The organism is Shimia sp. MIT910701 (genome assembly GCF_047126315.1).
GTDB lineage: Bacteria > Pseudomonadota > Alphaproteobacteria > Rhodobacterales > Rhodobacteraceae > Shimia.
This window is the reverse complement of the sequence record NZ_CP138953.1, coordinates 740,917-764,698: the sequence shown is the minus strand read 5'-3', so window position 1 is coordinate 764,698 and position 23,782 is coordinate 740,917. Positions and strand designations below refer to the sequence as shown.

The following is a 23,782-nucleotide window of genomic DNA, read 5'->3' as shown; positions in this document are numbered from 1 at the left end:
GCCGCAGCCCCGCTGACGGCGCGTTTTTTTTACGTCCAGCTGTCAAACCCAAACGCAATATAATCGCGCTTGTAGATATCCTGACAGAGCTTCTCGATCTCCTGATCGTAAATCTCTTCAAGCGCCACCGGATACCCTGTGTCCACCGTTACCGGGTCCGGCGCATCCATGCGCCCCACCTGCATCGCCAGCGCGGGCAGATAGCTCATCATCTCATCTTCGCGCACAATCATATCCGGCAGTGCCAGATCGCCGAATCCCTGCAACGCCGTGGTCTGGCTGAGCCAATGCGAATCCTGCCGCAGGCTGGTCTGCCCCGCCAGATTCGCCTTCACAAATCCAAGGAACGCCACAAACCCGGCCCGATGCGCCTCCGCCGTGTACTCCGCCCCGGGCGGGTCCTTGGGCAACGGCATCTTGTACACCCGCCGCAATGTATTGCGCAGCTTCTTGTAGGGCCCCTGTTCTGCCGCCAGTATGCAGTCATAAAACGCCGCATGCACACGTGCCACAGGGTGGCGGATCACGGTAAAACTGCGATGTCCCTTATGAGCCTTCTTCCACTGGCGCAGGCTCTTCTGGCTGAATTTGCGGATCAGACCATCATTCCCCACCCGATCCATCTTCGCCATCCATTTGGTGACGGCCTCCGTTGGCCCGGACCGCAACGGTAAAAACAACAACGGTGACGCCGCACAAGCCACATAGCTTGGCACCGCCGCCCCATGGCGCGGCTCAAAATTCGGCGTGCGGTTGAGGTTGAAGCGATCCAAATCCGCTAGGGCCAAGGTTACTTCACCAAAGTTGGAGACTTTCTCAGACAACGGGCTGGGGTTCTGCCGCTTCAGCTTCTGGTTCAGCTCTTCAAGCTCTTCATCATGCCCCAGAAACCGCGCCAGACCGTTCATTACCTGAAGATCATGCAGGTCTTCATAGGCAATATAGAACGCCGTTTGGCCGCTCACCTGAAGCGCCCGCATCAAGGACACCTGAAAGTCCTGCAACTCTTCCACATGCCGCCGGAACTCCACGCCATCAAACTTCACCTTGCTGTCACGCCGCCGGCGCACATCGGTTAGTTTCCACTGCCCGGTGGCCTGTGCAATTTTCCAGCTCACATAGCTGTCCAGCGGATTGCGGGTCAGGATGATCTTTGCACAGCGTGGGTCGTCCAACATCGTGTTGAGCACCCGTGGCTCATGGTCGTGGAAGTAGCGAAACCCCGATAGCACATCGTTGGATTTCACCGCATCAATCAAAGCCTGCGGGTCCGCCGTCCGCTGCTCCAACGTCACGCCAAGACAGTCGTCCTTGTTGGGGTATCCAATAAAATGTGGATTAAACGCTTCGCCCAGACAGCTCAGCCCCTCAAACCCGTTGATATTGGCCTCCAGAAAATTGGACCCGGTCCGCATCTCGGCAAAGACCACAAAGTAATCAAAGGGTTTGGTCATAGGGCGTTACTGCACCAAATAGGGTTTCCGTGGCGGTTTCTTCTGATCGGCCTCCCCCTGAGATACGGGAAAATCGCCCATCAGGTAAGGGTGCATGCCTTGGTTTTTCAGGTTTTGCAGGAACTGACCAAACCCGGTCAAATCGGTCATCGTCGGCGCCTCCGCCAAACGGCGCGCTTTCTCCGGCCCGATCTCATCAATGATGGTCTGCAATGGTTCCATCGGCGCTTCAATGAACTCGGCCAACGTCCAGATTCGCACCCGCGCCTTGGCATAGGGGCTGCGCAACGCGTAAAGCTGATCGTTTTCCAACTTCTGAAGCCGCGCGGCCTCTTTGCGAATGTCGGCAAAGTCCAGGTTCGACTTGAACAGCGGAATCGCCCATGCCCCGCTGATCACCGACACCTGCGCATTGGGGTCTTTCGCAAAGAACCACACTGGCGCGCCTTCGTCTCGCGGCCCCACTTGAAAACACTGCCGTTCGCCGCGTGTGTTCCAGATCAGATTGGTCAAAAACGCAATTGAATTGTAATCGCGCGACTTCGGATCAACGCTCAGCGCCCCGTTGATGACTTTCTGGCGGCCTTCAAACTCCGCCCCTTCCGGGGCAAACAAATGCCCATGCACCCGCGTCCCAGTGGCCCGGGCCAGCCATGGCTCAAAATCCTCAAACAGCTGCGCAAAGCCTTGGAAGATCGAATACCGCCCGAAGGTCATGCCATTTTCCCACCCCTCGTTCGGATAGCGGCTCTGCATATAAAGCCCCGTGCGCCCTTTGGTCCGTCGCTCCACTGCCTTGGCAAAAATCCGGTCAATCTTCGCCGGATTGGGTTCGCTCATCTTGATGGCACCCTCAGGGCTGCGCAAAAAGCCGTTATACAGCTTGTTGGCCCGTGGCCAGATTTTGCGCGCCACAAAACAATCAGACCGCCTCAACAGCTGCAAATGGTCGTCATAAAAGATATGCGGCTTGCCCTGGAAGTCGAACTTCGACAGCGTCAGCGACCGGCTCTCGATATTGCTCGAATACAGCCGCGCCAGGGTCTGAAAATAGCTCTCGTCCGGAATCCACACCCGTTTGAAGTAGCGATCAAACGTCTCTCGATCCGGGTCTTGTAAAATCGCCGACAACGTCTGCCGTGTCAGGCACCACCACTGGCTGCCCATATGCGGCACAACCCCATTGGGGATCTTCCGCTTTACCCGCAGAAACCGCTTAATATCGACCCATTTGTCAAACAGGAACCGGTGCTTCTTCCAGGAGAACGGGAAATGCAGCGTAAACCGCTCCGCATCCAATCCCCCCACAGTCCAGGGCACATCCGCAGTGGTTGCACTCTCGATGAAGTCCGTACGCGGCCGCGCCGCCAGATAGTCTTTCAACTCCTGCACCGGCCGCAACGGCAAGCAGGATCCGGACGACAGGTAGATGTGGCGCACCTCTGGAAACTCGGCCAGCATGGTCTCCCCTGCCGACTGGCTTGCCGCCACAAGCCCCCAATCGCCCCATTCACATTTGTGCCGTTTGCAGAAGCGTACATCCGCCACATCTTCCAGCGCTTTGACAAACTTCTTATGCGCCTTGGGCTTCACCGAAGCATCCACATGGATCACCACCGGACAGCCGTATTTCGTCCAGTGCCGCGCCACTTGCTCTGCGCGGTCAAAGGCGGTGTGCACCAACATGAGAATGCCCACACTCATGCCCAGTTCCCCTTGGACATGAGGCCCAGAATCTCAAGCTGGCGCCAGTTGATGTATTTCTCGCTCCACTTGCACCACAGCTCCGGCGCGTCCCGCAGCCGCTCGGCATAAGCCTTGTATTCCACACTTGCGGAGTAATGCTGATTGCGCACCAGCTCCTCTTCCGCCTTGGCGGTGAATGTATCCAGAAACTTCGCGTGCAGCAGCAGGCCAGAGGCCTTCTCCCCGCCCCACTCGTCATACACCTGGTTCAAACCACGCGGCAGTAGCATATGGGTCGAACTGGCATAGCAATAGCGCCGGTTCCATTTCACCAACGGGATTTTGTTCAGCGCCGGGGCCAGTTCCGGCTCATTTGGGAAAAACACCCGAGACCGTGGCCCACCCTGAATCCACAAATTTCCATACTGCGGGTTCTTGGTCATCGTGTAATTGCCCGCATCAAACCAGCAGGCAATTTCCATCGGGTCCTGCCCCGCTTGATACGGCTGCTCGGTGATCGGCCCGCGCGGATACATATCCAACAGCATTGCACTAAACGACTTGATCGAGCTGGCATCCAGCCAATCGGTCAACGCCCGGATCGGGCGCGTGTCGCAGAATGGATAGATAAAGAACTCGTCGGGATCGACCACCAGACACCAGTGATTGTGGCCATAGCTAAACTGCAACCAGTTGAGCCAATCCACCCCAAACTTGGACTTCTTGTAGCTCTTGCGGGTGTGCCAGACCGACACATCCGGCTGCTCCATCAGATACTCCAGCGAACCGTCGTCGCTGTCGTTGTCCACCATCAGGAAGTGATTGATGCCCTTATTGCGGTAGTAGTCGAGAAAATACGGCAGACGGGTATGCTCGTTGCGCAAGGTTGAAAACGCAAGAAGGTCCGACGATTTGATCTGCGCCGTGCGGTCCGACATGCTGCGCAGCTCACGCCGCTTCCGGATCGCGCGCACAAGACGATGCCGGCGTCTGATCCGAAGCCGATATGATTGCAGCGCACTCACCCCTGTCCTCAACCTTTCCCAATCTTTGAAGGTCCAGCTACAGGGTGTATCACGTGACCCTTAAGACCGTATTGAAATGCGCCTCCCAGGTGGGTGGGGAATAACGCAAATTTGTCTCTGATTCAGCCTCTTGTGCAGTGACCAGGGACCGAACGATTGTTTCCCATAGATAAACATCTGAAACGCTTGCGTAAATGGGATAATCCCCGAGAATTTCCCGCAAAACCGGCAAGGTATTGGCCACCACCGGCACCCCCATCGCCGCGGCTTCAACGGGGGGCAAGCCAAATCCTTCCGCATGGCTCGGGAACAGCAAGCCAGCCGCACCCGCCATCAAGGACTTCAGTTCCAAATCCTCTAAATCATTAAATTCCAACAGAAACTGACCCCTTAGAGGCGATGATTCGAGCCGCGCCAATACGTCGACGCTCTCCCACCCACGGCGTCCCGCGATCACCAAATGTGGCATCTCGCTCGCTGGAAACCGCTCTGCCATTCCTTCCCACAGGTCCAACAGGAACCCGATATTCTTGCGCGGCTCAATGGTGCCCAAACACAGAAAATAGGGCGCAGCCACGCTAACGCTCACGACATTGTTCTCGCTTTCGAAAAAATCATCCTCCACCCCAAGATGCGCAACCTCAACGGGTGGCACCTCCCCCAGAGGCGACATGTGGCGGGTGATGTCACTGGCTGAGATATGTGAATTGGTCAGGATCAAATCCGCGAACCCGGCACAGCGTTTCAGAATGGCCGACAGCTTTTCCACCGACTTCGGCGTCTGGTACTGCGGATGATCCAACGGAATAGTGTCATGCAAAAACACCGTGATCTTACCGCCTTTGACACGCTTCACAGCCCGCGCCACACGGGTTGTGAACGTGGTCTGATCGACGTTGAGATACACACTCCGCGTGGGCAAATACCGCCGTAACATGCGCCCCAGACCACGAGGCCGCGCCCGCGCAATCGCCGCCTGCCGCGCAATCGTGTCAGTCACTCGTCGCGGACTACCCGCGCGGTGGCGCAACCGAGACACAAAATCCGGCGAAGGCCAGTTTCGTTGCCCTTCAATCGCCTCCAGACAGGCCTGCATCCCAACCTGATCGAGCAGCACATAGCCCAACCCGGTCCGCACCAAGCCAAAGCACGGCACATCATCCGCCAACACTGCGCGCAGATACGCGAGACACACCCGATCCACACCAGACGGGCGCCGCCCGGCAAGGGCCAGCACCCGTGTCATTTCCAGAAGTCGAGCGGGGGGATTACTTGTCGTAATGCCCGTATTGATGCCATCTCCATGCATCGGCAATCATCAGGTCCATCTTGGAGCGTTTCGGCTCCCACCCTAGCTCTTTCTCCGCCCGTGTCGAGCCGGAGACCAGCTTGGTGCAATCGCCAGCACGGCGTGGGCCCTCATTGTAGGGCACCGCCCGGTTTGTTACTGCCCGGGATTGGTCAATCACCTCGCGCACCGAAAACCCGGTGCCAGTTCCTAGGTTGAACACCCGGCTGCCATGCCCATCCAAAAGACGCTTGAGCCCCAGAACATGCGCATCCACCAGATCGCAGACATGCACATAGTCGCGAATACAGGTGCCATCGGGCGTGTCGTAGTCCGTACCAAAAATGGTCAGCGCATCCCGTTTGCCATCAATCGCGTCCAGCATCAGCGGGATCAGATGGGTTTCCGGCTGGTGGAATTCGCCCACCTCCGCATCCGGGTCGGCACCTGCCACATTGAAATACCGGAAGATCACCGAATGCAGCCCATAGGCCGCATCAAAATCACGCAGCATATCTTCGATGGCCCGCTTTGACGCCCCATAGGCATTGATCGGCAATTGCTCGACACTTTCATCAAGCGTCACATTGTCATGGTCGCCATAGGTCGCACAGGTTGAAGAGAACACAAAATTGCGCACCCCAGCTTCCACCGTCGCCTCAATCAGATTCAGAGAGCCCTGGACGTTGTTAAGCCAGTATTTCCCTGGCGCCTTCATGCTTTCGCCAACCTGAGACAGCGCTGCAAAATGCATGACCGCGACCGGCTCATATGCAGAAAACACCTCATCCAGCCGCGCGCGGTCCAGCAGGTCGCCCTTTTCAAAGGGGCCAAATTTGACCGCATCTTCCCAACCGGTGACAAGATTATCGAAAGTGACAGGTACAAAGCCGGCACGTGCCAAAGCTTTGCACGCGTGCGAGCCAATGTAGCCCGCGCCGCCTGTGACGATTACGTGGTTCACTTTAGTAGTCCTTTCAGGGGCTCTTATTCCGCGGCGCGGCGGGCCACCACCAGCTCTTCAAGATACTGGGACAGCTCATCACGCAGATCATCGCGTTCCAACGCAAAGGCCACAGTGGCCTGCAAGAAGCCCGCTTTGGAGCCGCAATCGTACCGCTGGCCCTGGAAGCGATAGCCAAACACGTTTTCACCTTTGGCAATCTCGGTGGCAATCGCGTCGGTCAGCTGGATCTCACCGCCCGCGCCTTCACCCTGTCCTTTGAGGTTGGTGAAGATGTCCGGCGTCAGAATATAACGGCCAATCACCGCCAGATTGGACGGTTCGGTCCCTGGTGCAGGTTTTTCCACCATGCCTTTGACAGAAACCATCGACCCCATGTCTTCTTTCACATCCAGCACGCCGTAAGACGAGGCTTTGGACGGAGGCACTTCCATGGCGGCCACCATGCACCCACCGGTTTCCTGATAGGCGTCGACCATCTGCTTCAGACAGGAGGTCTCCCCGGCAATCACATCATCCGGCAGGATCACCGCAAAAGGCTCATCCGCCACCAGACGGCTGGCACAGGCCACCGCATGGCCAAGCCCCATCGCCTTGTGTTGGCGGATATAGGCAATTGCTCCGCTTTCCATAGTGGTCGCTTCCACAGCTGCCAACAGGTCGGTTTTTCCTTTTTCGCGCAGCGTCTGTTCCAGCTGGGGTGCACAGTCGAAATAATCTTCGAGCGCGCCTTTGCCCCGCGAGGTCACAAAGATGAATTCCGTGATTCCCGCCTCACGCGCCTCATCAATCGCATATTGGATCAACGGACGATCCACCAATGTCATGATTTCCTTGGGTACTGATTTTGTCGCCGGCAAAAACCGGGTCCCCATGCCCGCTACAGGAAAAATGGCCTTGGTAACTTTACGCTGCATTGGTCGCTCTCTCTGGTCACTGTGCTGTGGCGCCACATAGCTGGACACCAACCTACAAACTATCGACTAAATGATGAAAATTCTTTTTTAAATTACATTCGGCGATAACACGATTTTGCGTCCATTTCTACACAAACAAAGCAAGCCGTCCGAGTCTTTCCCACACCGCCCTTTTAACGGGCGCTTTGTATAACCGCATCAATTAAATACGTTCGAAATGGCAAACAACGAGCCGACCAGCGCAATCACCGCCTGTGCCGGTTTCACTGCCGACTCACTGGCAACCACAATATCCGCTGGCTGCACATGGAAGTTCTTGGCACCAAACAACTCATCCGCCTTGGTCAAATCGAACCGGAAAATCACATGTTGGGACGCCGGGCCGGTGCCATCCTGACGAACGGCGGACTCCGGGTACTGACGCAACACAAACAGCCCCTGTGGGTTGGCGCGGGCATCGTTTAGCCCGCCCAGCAAAGACACCGCCTCAAGCGCCGTGATGTGCTCCTGATGGAAATAGACCAACTCTTCTTTGGTGGTGGAGCCCACCGCCACAAAATACCGCTCTTCTTCCTCGACAATCAGTTGATCGCCACCGCGCATGATCACGTTCTTGGCCGGGTCTTTCAGCAAGCTATCCAGTGGAATTTCGTAAGACTTCCCCTGCCGCTGCAACCGCACCAGCGGGTTGGTAATGCTCTCACTCACCCCACCAGATTGTGCAATCACCGAAAGAATAGAGACATTACGATCCGACAGCGGCAACCGGCTGGGAGAGGCTACCCCTGTGACCACATCCACCGAGTTAGATGGCCCGGGAATCACATCGATCTGAACCTGAGCGGACGGTGCAATCGGGGTCATCTGCCCCTGAATTTTCTCCCGCGCCTGATACGGCGTCAGCCCCGCCACCATAATGTCATTCACATAAGGTACAAAGATCGTACCCGCTTCCGTAACCTCCACCGGCCGCAGCGGCACAGACCGATCCGCCGGACCAAGCAACAGTGAGTTTTCCTGATTGTCCCAAACCGTCAGCGTGACCTGATCGCCGGTCTGGATAATCCGGCTTTTGGGGCCCGGCGAGCGGGCAAACCAATGGTAATGTCCGTGCCAGCCGGTCTCCGGCCACTTTCCGATCTGGGAGACATTTTGTCGGGTAACTTCTGCGACCTGAATGTCTTGCGGCACAGCAGACTCACCGACAAGTTCAGATGCGATTGGACCGCCACGCGGCAGCGAACACCCAGCAATGGAGAGCATGGCAAGCGCCAAAACTGCCTTCAAACCCACTCGCCGCATAATTCGCCTCATAATTTTTTTAATCTTTTAGAACCGGTCTCTGCCCAAAAACAAGCGCTCACTCTTAACTTTTCCACCTGCTGTGTCCCGCCGGACTCTGCCAACATCTCCGCGACACACCGCACAGGCAGACCTTTGCCTATTTTTTGGGCAGCACCCATGCAGTGTTGGCAGGTGTTAACAAATGGTTTAGAAACCAATTCAAATTTTGAGTACCGTGTAATATAAGTTAACCGTGCCCGTTCAAGGCGGCATGCCACTACCACCAAAGACAAATACTCTTTCGGGAAGAATTCCCTACATTTCTCAGCAAAGCTCAAGACGTATTTTTAAACGATCCAATTTAGCCCGATTTGTGAGCAAACATTATGCTTTTCAAACTTCTAACGAACCTGACGCACTTGCAGAAAGCGATTGTGCTTTTGTGCGTCGATCTCGCGGCGATCATTTTTGCGCTGTGCGTGGCCTTCTCTAACACCGCCGAATCGACCCAATGGATGACCGTGGCCTGGTACCTCCCTGCGGTACTGGCGGTGGGCGCAGTCGCTCTGCACGGTTTTGGCCTTAACCGTGTGAAACTCAACACCTTCGGCATTGACGAAGTGGCCAAAGTTTTCATCGTTGCCGTGGCCCTGTCCGTCACCGGCTATGTGGTCGCCGAAGCCATCGGCCCGTCCCACTTGTCCCTCAGCACCATGCTGGAGTTTGGTGCCCTGTTTGCCTTCCTTTCGGTTGGCAGCCGCTTTGTGATGTTGCGCATTGTCGAGCGTATCTACACAACCCAAATGCCCCGCAAACAGGTGCTGATCTATGGCGCGGGCCAGACCGGCCAGCAAATGGCCGCCGCGCTGCAAACCGATCACGAGTTCAAACCCTTCGGCTTTATCGACGACAATCCAAACCTGCAAAAGCTCACCATCCTGGGGCTTAAGGTCCACTCCCCCAAGCGCATTGCCGCCATTGTCCGCCGCAACCGCATCGACCGTGTCGTTCTGGCCATGCCGTCTGCCAACCAATCCGTGCGGCTGCAAATTGGCAAACGCCTGTCCGCCCTGGGCTGCGAAGTGCTGGCCTTACCCTCCTTTGCCGACATCGTTTTGCGCGGCGAAGAAGCCACCGCTGCCGCCCCGATCCAGCTCGATACCCTACTGGGCCGTGACGCCGTTGAAAGCGAACTGCCGCAAACCGAAAGCACCTACCGCGACCACCGCATTCTTGTGACTGGCGCTGGCGGATCTATCGGCGGCGAACTCTGCCGCCAGATTGCCCGCTGCCGACCTCAGGAACTGGTGCTGGTCGACCACAGCGAGTTCGCGCTCTACAAAATCGCCAACGAGCTGAAACAGGAAAACCCCGGTTTGCGCATGACCGCCGTTCTGGGGAGCATCGAACATCCGGAACTGATGCGCGAAACCCTGATGAAGCATCAGATCGAAGTGGTGTTCCACGCCGCGGCTTACAAACACGTAAACCTTGTGGAAACCAACGCGTTTGAAGGCGTGCGCAACAACGTGATCGGCACCCGTGTGCTTGCAGAGGAGGCACGCCTGGCCCGCGTGGATCGCTTTATTCTTGTCTCCACAGACAAAGCCGTGCGCCCGTCCTCCATGATGGGCTGCACCAAGAGAATGGCAGAACTTGTCATTCAGGATCTCGCCAAACGGTCTGAAAACACCAAGTTCTCCATGGTACGCTTTGGTAATGTGCTGGGGTCGTCCGGCTCTGTCATCCCGTTGTTCCAGAAACAAATCCGCGACCTTGGCCCTGTGACTGTGACCCATCCAGAGGTCACGCGCTACTTCATGACCATTGATGAAGCGGTACGTCTGGTGCTGCTGGCGGGCAGCTTTTCCCGTGGCGGCGATGTGTTTGTTCTGGACATGGGCGAGCCTGTCTCAATCCACGATATGGCCCGTAAAATGATCGAAGCAGCAGGACACTCCGTCCGGGACGAAACTAATCCGGCTGGGGACATCGCGATCACTTTCACCGGCCTGCAAGAGGGCGAAAAAATGCATGAGGAGCTGCTGATCGGCAGCGACATGCTCACCACGCCGCATCCCAAAATCATGCGCGCGCAGGAAAAAATGCTCTCGGAGCTGCAAATCGCCAGCGCGCTGCAAGAACTCCGGCGCGCCATCGAAGCCCGCGACCTCAACCTGCTGACCGCAACCCTGCGGCGCTACGTGGAAAACGAGGACACCGAAGTTGCCGCACTCACCCCACCCAAGACTCCGGCGCTCTCCGCTGTGGGCGAATCCTAAGCGCTATTAAACGCCGTAATACTCGCGATACCACGCCACAAACTTCGCAACACCCTCCTCCACGGGCGTTTGCGGGATGGTGCCGGTCAACTGCTCCAACAGCCGCGCATCCGCCCAGGTCGCAGGCACATCGCCCGGCTGCATGTCCATGAAGTTCTTCTTAGCCTCCTGGTCCAGCGCCGTTTCAATGGCCTCAACAAACTTCATCAGCTGCACCGGCTGCCCATTGCCAATGTTCACCACCCGCCACGGCGCCACCGGGCTCAGGCTGTCGCCATCGCGCGCGCCCTCGCGGCCCTCCGCAGCCTCTGGCGCAGCCTCAATCAGGTTCACAATGCCAGTCACCAGATCATCGATATAGGTAAAATCCCGGCTCATATCGCCGTGGTTATATATGTCGATCGCGCTGCCTTCCAAAATCGCCTTGGTGAATTTGAACAGCGCCATGTCCGGCCGTCCCCACGGGCCATAGACCGTGAAAAACCGGAACATCGTCGTCGGCAGGTGGTAGAGATGCGCATAGGAATGCGCCATGACCTCGTTGGCCTTTTTGGTCGCCGCATAAAACGACATCTGGCTGTCGGCCTTATGGGTCTCCGCATAAGGCATCTCGGTATTGGCGCCATAGGCCGAACTGGTAGACGCCAGCAACATGTGCTGCGGCGGATGGGCACGCGCGGCTTCCAGCAGCTCAAACGTGCCCACGAGGTTGGCCTCCACATAAGAACGCGGCGCATCAATCGAATAGCGCACCCCGGCCTGCGCCGCGAGATGGATCACCACATCCGGCTTGTGCGCGGCAAACAACCCCATTAAGACACCGTCGCCTTCCAGCCGATCTTCCACAGCGGTGAACTGCGCGCTCTGCTTCAGGATCGCATGACGCTGCTCTTTCAGGGTTACATCGTAATAATCGGTCATCGCGTCCAACCCGACAACCTTCCAACCTTCCTGCAACAACCGCTCTGCGGTGTGAAAGCCAATGAACCCGGCGGTGCCCGTCACCAGGGCCGTACGTTGTTGATCCTGCGTCATGATCTGCTCCGTCTCTGAGCTTGTTGTTTTGTCTGCAATTGTTTGGGCAACAGTGTCTCTGACAAAAGCCGCTGGGTTGCAACCCGTTGAAATTCCTGCTTTAGACGTGCGCCAAAGCCGCCGATGCGAAACAGCGACTGGCGCCGTTCAGAGCGCCCAAACAACCCGCCGCGCTGTATCCAGAACCCAGCCGGATCAAAGCGCACCGAATGGAACAGCCCCGTACGTGAGAAGAGGAATGCTGAAGGAAGCTTGCCGTTCTGCGCCGCCTGTTTGGCCTCGCGCAATATCGCGCACCGCCGCCAATAGCGTCCAAAGATCACCACCTGCGGACCGGCCTCAACCTCCAAAGGCGCAAAGCCCTCCGCCGAACGAGATAGTTCCGGCGTCTGGCCCAGCACCCGTGTCTGCCCGTCCGCATAACCTTGCTGCAAACCGCGCATCAGCCGGCGCACATCGCCGGGCATGATGTGGCCTGCCACCATATGACTTAACAATCGCCGCCGCTGCCCCTGGCAAAAGGCTTTCCAAACCGCATCCCTTTGCGCTTCGGGACAATGCTTGCGCAAAAACACCGCTTTGCTGGCCCCGATCTCGCTCAGATCCCGCGGCACTCGGGCCGCTGTGCGCTGTTGGTTCTCCGCAAACCCATGATGTACCTCGGCCCGCGGCACAATCGCGGTCTTATACCCGGCTGCCGCCAACCGCAGGTTTAGATCGGTTTCATCCAGATAGTAGTGAAACGCCGGATCAAACCCGCCAAGGTCCGCCAACACCTCACGCCGAAACGCCATATTGGTGCCTTCGGTCTTGATCGCCCGCTCCGCATTTGGAGTCAGCACCACCGGATCATCGCCCTTGATTTCAAACGGCACCCCCGCGCCCGTGCCATCAACACTCTGCGCTTGCCACTGAAAGCTGATCCCATTTCGCCCGCGCACATATCCGCCCGCTGCCGCCACGTCTGGTTTGGCAAACGGAGCTGCCAAATGGTGCAGCCACCCGGTTTCCGGCACCGCATCGTCATCGATAAACGCCACAACCTCACCTGCCGCATGGGCAATGCCACGATTGCGCGCCGCCGAAATGTTGGGGGTTTCGTATTCCACCGTTTTGAGCAGATCGCCAAACGGCAAGTCTGTGGCCGCTGCCACGCCTGCCGCGTCCGCGACAACCACAACCTCAAACGCCGGATAGCGCAGTTGCGAGATGCCCACCAAGGCACGCTTAAGCGCTTCCGGCCGCCGCCAGCTCACAACCACCACGCTGATGGTTGGCTGTCCGGCGGACAGGCTCATGCGGTGCCCATCTGCGCCATCATCGCTTCAAGACGGGGCACATCTTCAGGGTTGTTCAGCTCCCAGAACTGCCGCCCGCGCGCCTCGACTTCCACGCAGAGCACTTGCCGACCCTGCTCCATGAACCGCAACTGCTCCAGCCCTTCCAGCTGCTCCAGCGGTCCGGCGTCCCAACGCGGATACGCGCCCAGCGCCGACGGCCGATAGGCATAGACGCCCACGTGGTGAAACACCGGCGTTTCGTCCTCATCGGCAAAGGTGGCATCGGTGAACGGCACCACTTCCTTGGAGAAATAGAGCGCATGGCGATCTTTGGAAAACACCGCTGTGGTGCCGCCAACGCGCCCGGCCCTACGATCTTCCAAAAAGCCGTTAAGCGCCCGCCCGTCACAGCGCAACACCGGCGTCGCCACCTCAGCCACCGGATCGTTGCGCAGCCCTTTGACCAGATCTTCGACAAACCAGGCCGGTGTCAGTGGCGCGTCCCCTTGCAGGTTCACCACAATCTCATAACCGCCACCCAAGACGTCAAACGCCTCGGCACAGCGTTCGGTGCCATTGGCGCAGTCCGGCGAGGTCATCACCACCTCTGCGCCAAAGGCTTCGCTTGCTGCCTTGATGCGATCGTCATCCGTCGCCACAACCACGCGATCCACACCTTTGACCGCACAAGCGGCTTCCCAACTGCGCCGGATCAGGCTTTTCACCTCCCCGGTTGCGCCTTTGAGTTCCGCCAGCGGTTTGCCGGGATAGCGTGTGGACGCATAACGCGCCGGAATGACGATCAGGACAGACATCAGGCTTCTTTCAGCTCCACTTTCGGGGTGTAGGCAATGAAGAACGGGTTGGCAAAATCCTCTTTACCGTACTTCAGCGGCGTGTGGTCATCAAACCGCACAACATCGCCGCCGGCCCCCAACAGCACCGCGTGACCGGCTGCTGTGTCCCACTCCATGGTGCGCCCCACACGCGGGTAAATGTCCGCTTCACCGGTGGCCACCAGACAGAACTTCAGCGAGGAGCCCGCGCTTTTCATGTCTTTGACATTGTATTTATTGATGTAGTCGTCGGTCGCCTGATCGCGGTGGGACTTGGACGCAACCACATAAAGCGCCGCGTTGTCGCTGTCCGCCACATTGATCGCTTTGACCGCACCCACGGTCTCCGGATCAAACGCGCCGGTCTCTTCCACCGCTTGACCGTCCGCTTGGGTAAAGAACATCCGCTCCCGCGCCGGGGCGTAGACCACACCACGTTGTGGCACGCCGTTTTCGACGTAGGCAATGTTCACGGTGAAATCGCCACGGCGATGAATGAACTCTTTGGTGCCATCCAGCGGATCAACGATCAAAAATGTATCGCCTTTCGCTGTGTGGCTCTCCGCCTGTTCCTCGGTCACCAGCATCACATCCGGAAATGCCGCCCGCAAACCGGCCGAAATCAGCGCATCTGCCGCCTCATCCGCCGCCGTCACCGGGCTGTCGTCGCTTTTGACTTTCACGTCAAAGTCATCCGCCTGATAAATCTTCATAATTTCGGCACCAGCCTCAATGGCCAGCTTGCGAATAACCGGGATCAAACTGTCGTAATTCAAAATACGTCTCCTAAAAGGCATTTGTTGTTTATTTCCATCGCGCCCCTTATGCTCTCTGCGTAACAAAACGGCAAGAAATCCCTGCCATATTAAGGGCGCTCCGCAACCGGCACAGGCAATGTTTCAGCAATCCGCACCCAAAACGACCTTCGCGTCGGCACTTAATATCGCCGAACTAATCTACCACGCCATTGTCCGAAGCGTGCGCAAAAGCCATGGCAACGCGCTTATGTCGATTGTCATGAATATGCTGCAAACCGTGATCTTCGTGATGGCATTTTACGTAATGTTCTCGGTGCTCGGCCTGCGCGGCGCGGCCCTGCGCGGTGACTTCCTCATCTACATCATGTCCGGCGTTTTCCTGTTTATGACCCACACCAAAACCATGGGGTCAGTGGTCAACTCCGAGGGTCCCTCCTCGCCGATGATGAAACACGCGCCGATGAACACCATCATCGCGATCATGTCCGCCGCGCTTGGCACGCTTTATATTCAAGTGCTCTCTTTGGCTGCGATCCTGTTTGTCTATCACGTCGCCTTCACCCCGTTTGAGATCGATCAGCCCATTCCAACCTTTGGCATGTTGCTCTTGGCCTGGTTCACTGGCCTCGCCATTGGCACTGTATTTTTGGCCCTCAAGCCGTGGTTTCCAACCTTTGTGGGCATCGCCAACACCATCTATGCCCGGGCCAATATGATCGCTTCAGGCAAGATGTTTGTGGCCAATACCCTACCGCCTTTCATGCTGGCGATGTTTGACTGGAACCCGCTGTTCCACTGCATCGACCAAGCCCGCGGCTTTGCTTTCATCAACTATTTCCCGCGCAACTCCTCCATCGAATATCCAATCATCGTTGGCGTTGTGCTGTTGATGGTGGGCCTGATGGGCGAGTTCTACACCCGCAAACATGCGTCCCTGTCTTGGAGTGCCCGCCGCTGATGCGCTTTGTCCTTTTGTTTCTGCTGTGGCCCTTCGTTGCCTTGGCCGACCCATTCCCCGCGCTTTTCAACGTGACGGGCGTCGCCGCCAACGACACACTCAATGTCCGCGCCCAGCCCAATGGCAGTGCTGAAAAGCGCGGCACCCTTGCCCACTACGCAAAAAACATCGAGGTCACAGCCACCAACGACACCGGCACATGGGGCCGCGTCAATTTGGGCGAAACCAGCGGTTGGGTTGCGATGCGCTACCTTGCGCGCCACGAAGACAATCCCGACTACGCATTGGCTCACGCGCTGACCTGCTTTGGCACAGAACCTTTCTGGTCTGCCGACATCACGCAGGGCCAAGGCGTCACTATCAGAACGCCGGAAACCCAGATAGACATCCCTGGCGCGGGTCTGATTGTGCCCGCCAGTGGTCGCACAGACCTCTACGCCCTCGGCTTTGGGGACTCCACTGCGCAAATACGCCGCGCCGAATGCAATGACGGCATGTCAGACCGCATGTTTGGTCTCCAGATCGGCCTGTTCCTGCGCCATGATCAAAGCGCGAAGCTCTACGCGGGCTGCTGCTCGATCGCTATGCACTGACTGCAAAACCCTAATTCGAATCTGCAACCACCCGCAGCGTGATGTTGATCCGTCCGCCATCCGGCAACAGAGACGAGCTCCCAAAGCGAATCCGGTCGACTCCGTGATAGGCCAGCCGCGCCGTGCCACCCATCACAACCACATCACCGGAACTCAGCCAGACCGATTGCGTCTTGCCGCCACGCTCGGTCCCGCCCATGCGAAACAACCCGTCGTCCCCCAGGCTCACGGATAACACTGGGTAGGAAAAATCGCCTTCGTCATTGTCCTGATGCAGCCCCATGCGCGCACCTTCGCCGTAGAAATTGATCAAGCAGCAATCTGGTTGCCGCGCCAAATTGGTTTTACTTTGCCACAGATCCAGAATGCGCTGCGGGATCGGCGGCCAGCTCATTCCATCCGGATGACGCGCCTCATAGCGGTAGCCCCGTTTGTCGCTGATCCAGCCCAAACGCCCAGCGCTGGTCATTTTCACACTCATCTGTTTGCCCCAGCGAGTCACCGGATGCCGCATCGGCGCCACCTGCGCCACCGCGCGCAAATCCGCGACCATCGTGGACTGCTCCTCGGGGGTAAGACAGTCCTTGAAAATCTCAAAACCGGCAATTTTTAAGGGTTCTGCCAAATTCTCCGCCCTCATATTTAAAATGCAGCATAATTTGTAGCGTTTGGGCCACAATCCCCCTTTCGAGATGCTTGCAGCACTAATTCTTGCTCCCTATATACGCTGCGAAGCGCACTTCGGCTTACCCGCCGTGTGCTAAGTGGATCAGGCTTGGATGCCATAACGGGTCCGACCTGAAATATCGCCTTAAGTAGAAGGGATCAAAAATGAGCAAAGTGATTGGTATCGATCTCGGTACAACAAACTCCTGCGTAGCCATCATGGATGGTTCCCAGCCAAAAGTAATCGAAAACGCCGAAGGCGCGCGCACCACGCCGTCCATCGTTGCGTTCACCGATGACGAGCGCCTCGTTGGCCAGCCGGCCAAGCGTCAGGCCGTCACCAACCCAGAAAACACCGTATTTGGTGTGAAGCGCCTGATCGGCCGTCGTCAGGACGACGCGGCTCTGGCCAAAGATCTGAAGAACATGCCGTTCTCCGTGATCAACGGCGGCAACGGCGACGCGTGGGTCGAAGCCAAGGGTGAGAAATACTCCCCATCGCAAATCTCCGCCTTCATCCTCGGCAAAATGAAAGAAACCGCTGAGTCCTACCTCGGCGAAGACGTGACCCAGGCTGTGATCACCGTCCCTGCCTACTTCAACGACGCTCAGCGCCAGGCCACCAAAGACGCCGGCAAAATCGCTGGCCTCGAAGTGCTGCGCATCATCAACGAACCAACCGCAGCCGCACTGGCTTACGGCCTGGACAAAGAAGACACCCAAACCATCGCGGTCTATGACCTCGGCGGCGGTACCTTCGACGTGACCATCCTGGAAATCGACGATGGTCTGTTCGAAGTGAAATCCACCAACGGGGACACCTTCCTCGGCGGTGAAGACTTCGACATGCGCATCGTGAACTACCTCGCGGATGAGTTCAAAAAAGAGCACAACGTCGACCTGACCAAAGACAAAATGGCGCTGCAGCGTCTGAAAGAAGCGGCAGAGAAAGCCAAGATCGAGCTGTCCTCCTCTTCCCAGACCGAGATCAACCAACCGTTTATCTCCATGGACCCAACCTCCGGCACCCCGCTTCACATGGTCATCAAACTGACCCGTGCGAAGCTGGAAAGCCTGGTGAACGACCTGATCAAAGCGTCGCTGAAGCCTTGCGCCGCCGCTCTGAAAGATGCCGGTCTGTCCGCAAACGAGATCGACGAAGTGGTTCTCGTGGGTGGTATGACTCGCATGCCAAAAGTGATCGCGGAAGTGACCAAATTCTTCGGCAAGGAGCCACACAAAGGTGTGAACCCTGACGAAGTTGTGGCCATGGGCGCCGCCATTCAGGCCGGTGTTCTGCAGGGCGACGTGAAAGACGTTGTTCTTCTGGACGTGACCCCGCTGTCTCTGGGCATCGAAACCCTCGGTGGCGTGTTCACCCGTCTGATCGACCGCAACACCACGATCCCGACCAAAAAGTCTCAGGTATTCTCCACCGCCGAAGACAACCAGAACGCCGTAACCATCCGCGTGTTCCAGGGTGAGCGCGAAATGGCAGCGGACAACAAGATCCTCGGCCAGTTCAACCTCGAAGACATCCCGCCTGCCCCACGCGGCATGCCTCAGATCGAAGTGACCTTCGACATCGACGCCAACGGCATCGTGTCTGTAGGTGCAGCTGACAAAGGCACCGGCAAAGAGCAGAAGATCACCATCCAAGCGTCCGGTGGTCTGTCTGACGAGGACATCGAAAAGATGGTGCAGGATGCCGAGGACAACGCCGAGGCAGACAAAGAGCGCCGCGAGCTGATCGAAGCCCGCAACCAGGCCGAAAGCCTCGTGCACGACACCGAGAAACAGGTGGCAGAGCACGGTGACAAAGTGGACCCATCCACTGTTGAAGCCATCGAACTGGCCGTGGCCGCGCTGAAAGACGAGCTGGAAAAAGACGACGTCACAGCTGAGAAGCTGAAGTCCGGAATCCAGAACGTCATGGAAGTGGCAATGCGTCTGGGCGAAGCGATCTACAAATCGGCTCAGGAAGAAGCCGGTGAGGAAGCGCCAGACATGGACGCAGGTCCTGCGGCTGACGATGATATCGTCGACGCCGACTTCGAAGATCTGGACGACAGCAAGCGCTAAGTCGCCCCCTCGGAACTGAAAAATCGGGCCGGTCCGCATCATCCGGATCGGCCCGTTTCAGTTCAGCCAAAGGAGTACCCCCCATGGCAAAACGTGACTTTTACGAGGTGCTTGGCGTCAGCAAAGGGGCCTCGTCAGACGAAATCAAAAAAGGCTATCGCAAGAAAGCCAAGGAGCTGCACCCGGACCGCAACGCGGACAATCCGGACGCCGAAGCGCAGTTCAAAGAGGCCAATGAGGCTTACGAAGTTCTCAAGGACGCCGAGAAGAAAGCGGCCTACGACCGCTATGGCCACGCCGCCTTTGAAGGTGGCATGGGCGGCGGCGGTCAACGTGGCGGTCACCCGGGTGGTGACTTCTCTTCCGCCTTCTCCGATGTGTTTGACGACCTGTTTGGCGACTTCATGGGCGGCGGTGGCCAACGTGGCGGCGGGCGTCAACGCGCCTCCCGTGGCGCCGACCTGCGCTACAACCTGCGCGTGACGCTTGAGGAAGCCTACTCCGGCCTGCAGAAAACCATCAACGTGCCCACCTCCGTCAGCTGTGACAGCTGCAACGGCTCCGGTGCCGAAGGTGGGGCTGAGCCGGCCACCTGTCCAACCTGCTCCGGCATGGGCAAGGTGCGTGCGCAACAGGGTTTCTTCACCGTGGAACGCACCTGCCCGACCTGTTCGGGTCTGGGACAGATCATCAAGAACCCTTGTAAGTCTTGCGGCGGCCAAGGCCGTGTCGAAAAAGACCGCGCCCTGTCCGTGAACATCCCGGCAGGTGTGGAAACCGGCACCCGCATCCGTCTGGCTGGCGAAGGCGAAGCTGGCATGCGTGGTGGCCCCTCCGGCGACCTCTACATCTTCATCGAGGTCAGCCCGCACAAGATCTTTGAGCGGGACGGAGTGAACCTCTACTGCCGCGTCCCGGTCGCCATGGCCAGCGCAGCATTGGGTGGTGACATCGAAGTGCCCACCATCGACGGTGGCCGCTCGCGCGTGAAGATCCCGGCGGGCTCCCAGTCCGGCCGCCAAATGCGCCTGCGCTCCAAAGGCATGCCCGCCCTGCGTGGCGGCGGCCAAGGCGACATGATGATCGAACTGGCGGTGGAAACCCCAGTGAACCTCACCAGCCGCCAGAAAGAGCTTTTGCGTGAGTTCGAAGAGCTGTCCGAGGAAAACAACCCGGAAAGCAGCAGCTTCTTCAGCTCTGTCAAAGGCTTCTGGGACAGCATGAAGGGCTAAGTTGATAACCCATCCTTCAAATCAAAAAGAGCGCCAAATTATGGCGCTCTTTGCTTTTTTAACTCGTCCGAAGCCTACTCAATAATCGGCGCCATAGTGAAGACGGCCCGGTGAATGTCACCTGGCTGCACGCCGGGCAACGTCTGTTGGAAGATTGTCTGCATGATGCCGCGCGCATACATACTGGACAGCAGCCGGTCGATCATCAGGCGAAACTCCGTGTCACCTCGTGCCATTGCCAATCCGTGTTTCTCAACTGTCAGTAGGTTATTGCTGACCTTGATGTTGTCACGCTGCGGGCTGGTGATCCACAGCCCAGCCAAAATGGCCTGATCGCCAAAATAGGCATCAATCTCACCATTCTCCATCGCAGTCATTGCCGCGCCATGGTCGTTGAACCGCACCACCTCGGCAAAAGTCGCGGTGGAGGCCAATGTGTTGTTCAAGGCCGTCTCAGTTGTGCTGTCACGACGTACGCCAAGCTTTTTGCCCGCCAAATCAGCAAAGCTGTCAGACCCGTTGATCGGCAACATCACTGTGGTGCCATCGGCAAAGGTCGGAATAGAGAAATCGACAAGCTCACGTCGGCCCAAGGTGATGGTTGACGCACCACACAGAAGATCAATTTCTCCTGCTGCCACTTTCTCAAATTGGTCCTGCATGCCCACAGGTATAAATTCGACGTCCAGGTTCGGAATCTGGATGGTGTTCAAGATACCCTGCGCCAACTCCGCACAGACCATTGGCGTATATCCGGCCGGGCCACCTTCTTCTGTCTGAAACGACAGCGGCGCCGCATCCAAACGATAGCCCAATTTCAGCAATCCGGTCTCTTTGATCCGGTCAAGGGTCTGCGCCTGCGCAGCACCGGCCAAAACCACACCGGCCAAAAGGGGCATCAAAAAACGTTTCATCATCTATCCTGCCAAAAACTCATTATTGTTGGCGTCACACTCTCAGGTTCCAGAGGCCACCACAACCGCGTTTCTGGTCGCAAAAGTTAACAAAACCCGCACCTCCGCAAAACAGTCGCGATACCGACGTCATACCGACGTCCCAAACCGGCCAATCTTAGGTGCTATTAACCTTTGATTTAACCTGTTTGAACATTCTTAAGACATGTCCAAGCCGCGTGACTTTGTGCAAAGGCCGCTCCCGCTTTTTGAAGCGGATGAAGCCCCTGTCGCGCCGCTACCGTCCGGCAAACTGCCCTCTTATGTGGCTGACCATCGCAAACGCCTCCGCACGCGTTTCCTGTCTGGCGGCGCGCAAGCTTTGCCGGATTACGAGCTGCTGGAACTCCTGCTCTTCCGCGCCATACCGCGCCAAGATGTAAAACCGATTGCCCACAAACTCCTTGAAATATTTGGAGATTTTAATGGTGTGGTGAGCGCCCCGACAGCCCGACTAACTGAGGTCAAAGGCGTCGGTGACGCGGTCATCTGTGAGCTCAAAGTGGTCGAAGCCGCCGCCCACCGCCTCGCCCGCGCCCGCGTGATGCATCGCCGTGTGCTGTCGGATTGGCAGGCGCTGCTGGACTATTGCCACACTACCATGGCGCATCGCGACACCGAACAGTTTAGAGTGTTGTTTTTAGACACAAAAAACACGCTCATAGCCGACGAAGCCCAGGCCCGAGGCACCGTAAACCACGTCCCAGTCTACCCCCGAGAAGTGGCCAAACGCGCCCTGGAACTCAACGCCAGCGCCTTGATTCTGGTCCACAATCACCCGTCCGGTGATCCGACACCATCTGAGGCTGACATCACTATGACCCAGCAGATCAATCAGGCCTGTCAGGCACTCTGCCTGACCCTGCATGACCATATAATCATTGGGAAATCTCAGGAACTCAGCTTCCGCAGCGAAGGCCTTTTTTAGGTCACTTAACCCACACCTCGACCCGCCGATTCACCTGCCGTCCCCAGGCGCTGTCATCACAGGCCATCGGCATCGCCTCACCAAACGCATGCACTTGCAGATCAATCCGATCCGGGTTTGCAGTTTCCGCTGCAGACAGAACAGCCTCCTTCACCACATTGGCGCGTTTCTCGGCAATCTGCAGGTTCCCCGTCGCCGGCCCCTCACCGTCAGAAAACCCAACAAAATAAAGACTTCTGGCGTCATACCTCCCCGCCTCAAGCGCCCGTGCCAGCTGCTGAACGTTAGATCGCGATTGCGCATCCAACTTGGTCGATCCGGTCTGAAATCGGAAGGATGTGGACAGCCTTTTCATACCCGACAGCGTGCCTACCATGCCCTGAATTGCGTCCAACGACACCTCTTTGCCAGCAGAGGCTATCGCATTGGCAAACCGATCCCCTTGATGGTTGATCGCGATCTCTTCCGCGGTCTGATCTACAAACCCCGCTCGCCGAATGACAATCTGCGCCGACGGGCTCCGTGTATAACTCAGGAAATCCCGCGCCAGTTTTGGCAACCGTCGCGCTGGAAAGTACAAGAACATCGGGGCGTTAATCGGATAATCCTCTGTCTTGATCGTGCGCCGGGACGCTGCCAACGAGAACCCACACTGGCCGGTCAACGTCAGATGTTTGGTGTTTCCCGTCTCCGCATAAGACGCGATGCCAATCGCAAACGGATCCCGCTCCACCGCACTTACCATCGCGAGGTTCCGATCATGCCGCACAACTCCGTCTGCCAGTGACATCTTGGAAGGTTCCATCAATTGATCCTCCACCGCCTGCGCAAACCCAGATTGGGCTGTCAGAAGATGCAAGGTGATCGGCGCATCCGGTCCGCCAAGGTCATTCCAATTGGAGATTTTCCCTGCAAAAACATGCGCTAACTGGTTGAGCGACAGAGATGACACTGGGTTTCCAACCGCCACCACTGGGACCATCCCATCAAGCGCCAGAACACGGCTGCGATTGGCATCCTCCATGTCCCCCAAACCGGCCTCATAGCCCAATTGCGCCTCCCGTGGGCGAATTTCCCGCAGCGACATGGCGATGTCAGCCTCATCGGCCAGGAGGTCTGCAAACCCTTCATCCGCATTGCTGGCAAGGAAGTCAAAGGTCGCCAAGCGTTGCTGCGTGTCTGGTTCGCTCAGGTGATAGGTGAACCGATGCACCGACTCGCTCTCACGGGTCACAACATAGCCCTCGTTGAGCGCAAAAGCCTCAAGCAACGCAGGCATCAACACCTCAGCCATGGTGGATGATCCGGAAATCGCCACTTCGGCTACATAGTTGATAAGATTGGGGCATCCCGGCCCCTCACACCACACCCCGGAGCCGTCCACGGTCAGTTCACCATAGACAGTCTCCACGCGGTAGAACTCGCCATCAAAGCCCAACAAAGTGCCCGAAATCTCGACCTCGCCGTCGTGCGATTTCAACAACACGTCCTGCGCCAGGCTCGAGGATACCCCAACCAAAAAGAAAAGTGCGGGGCAAACCGCCGCACGAAATTGCATCAT

The 23,782-nt window shown here is 57.5% G+C and carries 20 protein-coding genes; 6 read left to right on the top strand and 14 right to left on the bottom strand.

Going from position 1 to position 23,782, the window contains the following annotated elements; genetic code table 11:
• Positions 1-29: 29 nt before the first annotated feature.
• The 7 genes from SIB38_RS03640 to SIB38_RS03610 form a co-directional block, all read right to left on the bottom strand.
• Positions 30-1,454 (bottom strand): sulfotransferase family 2 domain-containing protein, encoded by a 1,425-nt coding sequence (locus tag SIB38_RS03640; RefSeq protein WP_412551416.1) that lies wholly within the window; start codon positions 1,452-1,454, stop codon positions 30-32.
• Positions 1,455-1,460: 6 nt separating this feature from the next.
• Positions 1,461-3,158, bottom strand: a complete 1,698-nt coding sequence (locus SIB38_RS03635) for a beta-1,6-N-acetylglucosaminyltransferase (RefSeq protein WP_412551415.1) — start codon at positions 3,156-3,158, stop codon at positions 1,461-1,463.
• The gene (locus SIB38_RS03630; protein WP_412551414.1) at positions 3,155-4,165 is read right to left on the bottom strand and encodes a glycosyltransferase family 2 protein; all 1,011 of its coding nucleotides are present in this window, start codon (positions 4,163-4,165) and stop codon (positions 3,155-3,157) included. Before SIB38_RS03630 ends, SIB38_RS03635 begins: the two co-directional genes overlap by 4 nt.
• Before the next feature lie 49 nt (positions 4,166-4,214).
• Positions 4,215-5,411: a glycosyltransferase family 4 protein gene (locus SIB38_RS03625; RefSeq protein ID WP_412551413.1), complete on the bottom strand. Its 1,197-nt coding sequence runs from the start codon at positions 5,409-5,411 to the stop codon at positions 4,215-4,217.
• A 22-nt stretch (positions 5,412-5,433) separates the two neighbouring features.
• Complete coding sequence (gene galE, locus SIB38_RS03620; RefSeq protein ID WP_412551412.1) at positions 5,434-6,417, bottom strand: UDP-glucose 4-epimerase GalE; 984 nt, start codon at positions 6,415-6,417, stop codon at positions 5,434-5,436.
• Positions 6,418-6,440: 23 nt separating this feature from the next.
• Positions 6,441-7,334, bottom strand: a complete 894-nt coding sequence (gene galU / locus SIB38_RS03615; RefSeq protein WP_412551411.1) for a UTP--glucose-1-phosphate uridylyltransferase GalU — start codon at positions 7,332-7,334, stop codon at positions 6,441-6,443.
• A 198-nt stretch (positions 7,335-7,532) separates the two neighbouring features.
• Positions 7,533-8,636, bottom strand: coding sequence for a polysaccharide biosynthesis/export family protein (locus SIB38_RS03610; protein ID WP_294117953.1), 1,104 nt, complete (start codon positions 8,634-8,636; stop codon positions 7,533-7,535).
• A gap of 368 nt (positions 8,637-9,004) precedes the next feature.
• Here SIB38_RS03610 and SIB38_RS03605 point away from each other — a divergent pair, with 368 nt between their 5' ends.
• Entirely contained in the window at positions 9,005-10,900 is a 1,896-nt protein-coding gene (locus tag SIB38_RS03605; protein WP_412551410.1) for a polysaccharide biosynthesis protein, read from the top strand.
• 6 nt (positions 10,901-10,906) lie between these two features.
• On the opposite strand, the gene SIB38_RS03600 is transcribed toward SIB38_RS03605, so the two are convergent.
• The 4 genes from SIB38_RS03600 to cysQ are packed head-to-tail and all read right to left on the bottom strand — an operon-like array spanning position 10,907 to position 14,848.
• Positions 10,907-11,935, bottom strand: a complete 1,029-nt coding sequence (locus SIB38_RS03600; protein ID WP_412551409.1) for an SDR family NAD(P)-dependent oxidoreductase — start codon at positions 11,933-11,935, stop codon at positions 10,907-10,909.
• Positions 11,932-13,233, bottom strand: coding sequence for a glycosyltransferase family 2 protein (locus SIB38_RS03595; protein WP_412551408.1), 1,302 nt, complete (start codon positions 13,231-13,233; stop codon positions 11,932-11,934). The genes SIB38_RS03600 and SIB38_RS03595 overlap by 4 nt, the downstream gene beginning before the upstream one ends.
• Entirely contained in the window at positions 13,230-14,030 is an 801-nt protein-coding gene (locus tag SIB38_RS03590; protein ID WP_412551407.1) for a 3-deoxy-manno-octulosonate cytidylyltransferase, read from the bottom strand. The genes SIB38_RS03595 and SIB38_RS03590 overlap by 4 nt, the downstream gene beginning before the upstream one ends.
• Positions 14,030-14,848: a 3'(2'),5'-bisphosphate nucleotidase CysQ gene (gene cysQ / locus SIB38_RS03585; RefSeq protein ID WP_412551406.1), complete on the bottom strand. Its 819-nt coding sequence runs from the start codon at positions 14,846-14,848 to the stop codon at positions 14,030-14,032. The genes SIB38_RS03590 and cysQ overlap by 1 nt, the downstream gene beginning before the upstream one ends.
• Positions 14,849-14,945: 97 nt before the next feature.
• Between cysQ and SIB38_RS03580 the strand changes: the two genes are divergently transcribed.
• Both SIB38_RS03580 and SIB38_RS03575 read left to right on the top strand, forming a co-directional pair.
• Positions 14,946-15,767, top strand: coding sequence for an ABC transporter permease (locus SIB38_RS03580; protein WP_412551405.1), 822 nt, complete (start codon positions 14,946-14,948; stop codon positions 15,765-15,767).
• Positions 15,767-16,360: an SH3 domain-containing protein gene (locus tag SIB38_RS03575; protein WP_412551404.1), complete on the top strand. Its 594-nt coding sequence runs from the start codon at positions 15,767-15,769 to the stop codon at positions 16,358-16,360. Before SIB38_RS03580 ends, SIB38_RS03575 begins: the two co-directional genes overlap by 1 nt.
• Positions 16,361-16,370: 10 nt before the next feature.
• Here SIB38_RS03575 and SIB38_RS03570 read toward each other — a convergent pair whose 3' ends face one another.
• On the bottom strand, positions 16,371-17,000 hold the full coding sequence (locus SIB38_RS03570; protein ID WP_412551403.1) for an alpha-ketoglutarate-dependent dioxygenase AlkB family protein: 630 nt from the start codon (positions 16,998-17,000) through the stop codon (positions 16,371-16,373).
• 191 nt (positions 17,001-17,191) lie between these two features.
• On the opposite strand from SIB38_RS03570, the gene dnaK reads away from it, so the two are divergent.
• On the top strand, positions 17,192-19,108 hold the full coding sequence (gene dnaK, locus SIB38_RS03565; protein WP_412551402.1) for a molecular chaperone DnaK: 1,917 nt from the start codon (positions 17,192-17,194) through the stop codon (positions 19,106-19,108).
• 83 nt (positions 19,109-19,191) lie between these two features.
• Positions 19,192-20,340 carry a molecular chaperone DnaJ gene (gene dnaJ / locus SIB38_RS03560; protein ID WP_412551401.1) on the top strand — a complete coding sequence of 383 codons (1,149 nt, stop codon included), beginning with the start codon at positions 19,192-19,194 and terminating at the stop codon, positions 20,338-20,340.
• A gap of 74 nt (positions 20,341-20,414) precedes the next feature.
• Here dnaJ and SIB38_RS03555 read toward each other — a convergent pair whose 3' ends face one another.
• Positions 20,415-21,257 (bottom strand): amino acid ABC transporter substrate-binding protein, encoded by an 843-nt coding sequence (locus tag SIB38_RS03555; RefSeq protein ID WP_412551400.1) that lies wholly within the window; start codon positions 21,255-21,257, stop codon positions 20,415-20,417.
• 202 nt (positions 21,258-21,459) lie between these two features.
• On the opposite strand from SIB38_RS03555, the gene radC reads away from it, so the two are divergent.
• Positions 21,460-22,221 carry a RadC family protein gene (radC, locus tag SIB38_RS03550; protein ID WP_412551399.1) on the top strand — a complete coding sequence of 254 codons (762 nt, stop codon included), beginning with the start codon at positions 21,460-21,462 and terminating at the stop codon, positions 22,219-22,221.
• Position 22,222: 1 nt separating this feature from the next.
• On the opposite strand, the gene SIB38_RS03545 is transcribed toward radC, so the two are convergent.
• Positions 22,223-23,782, bottom strand: a complete 1,560-nt coding sequence (locus SIB38_RS03545) for a substrate-binding domain-containing protein (protein WP_412551398.1) — start codon at positions 23,780-23,782, stop codon at positions 22,223-22,225.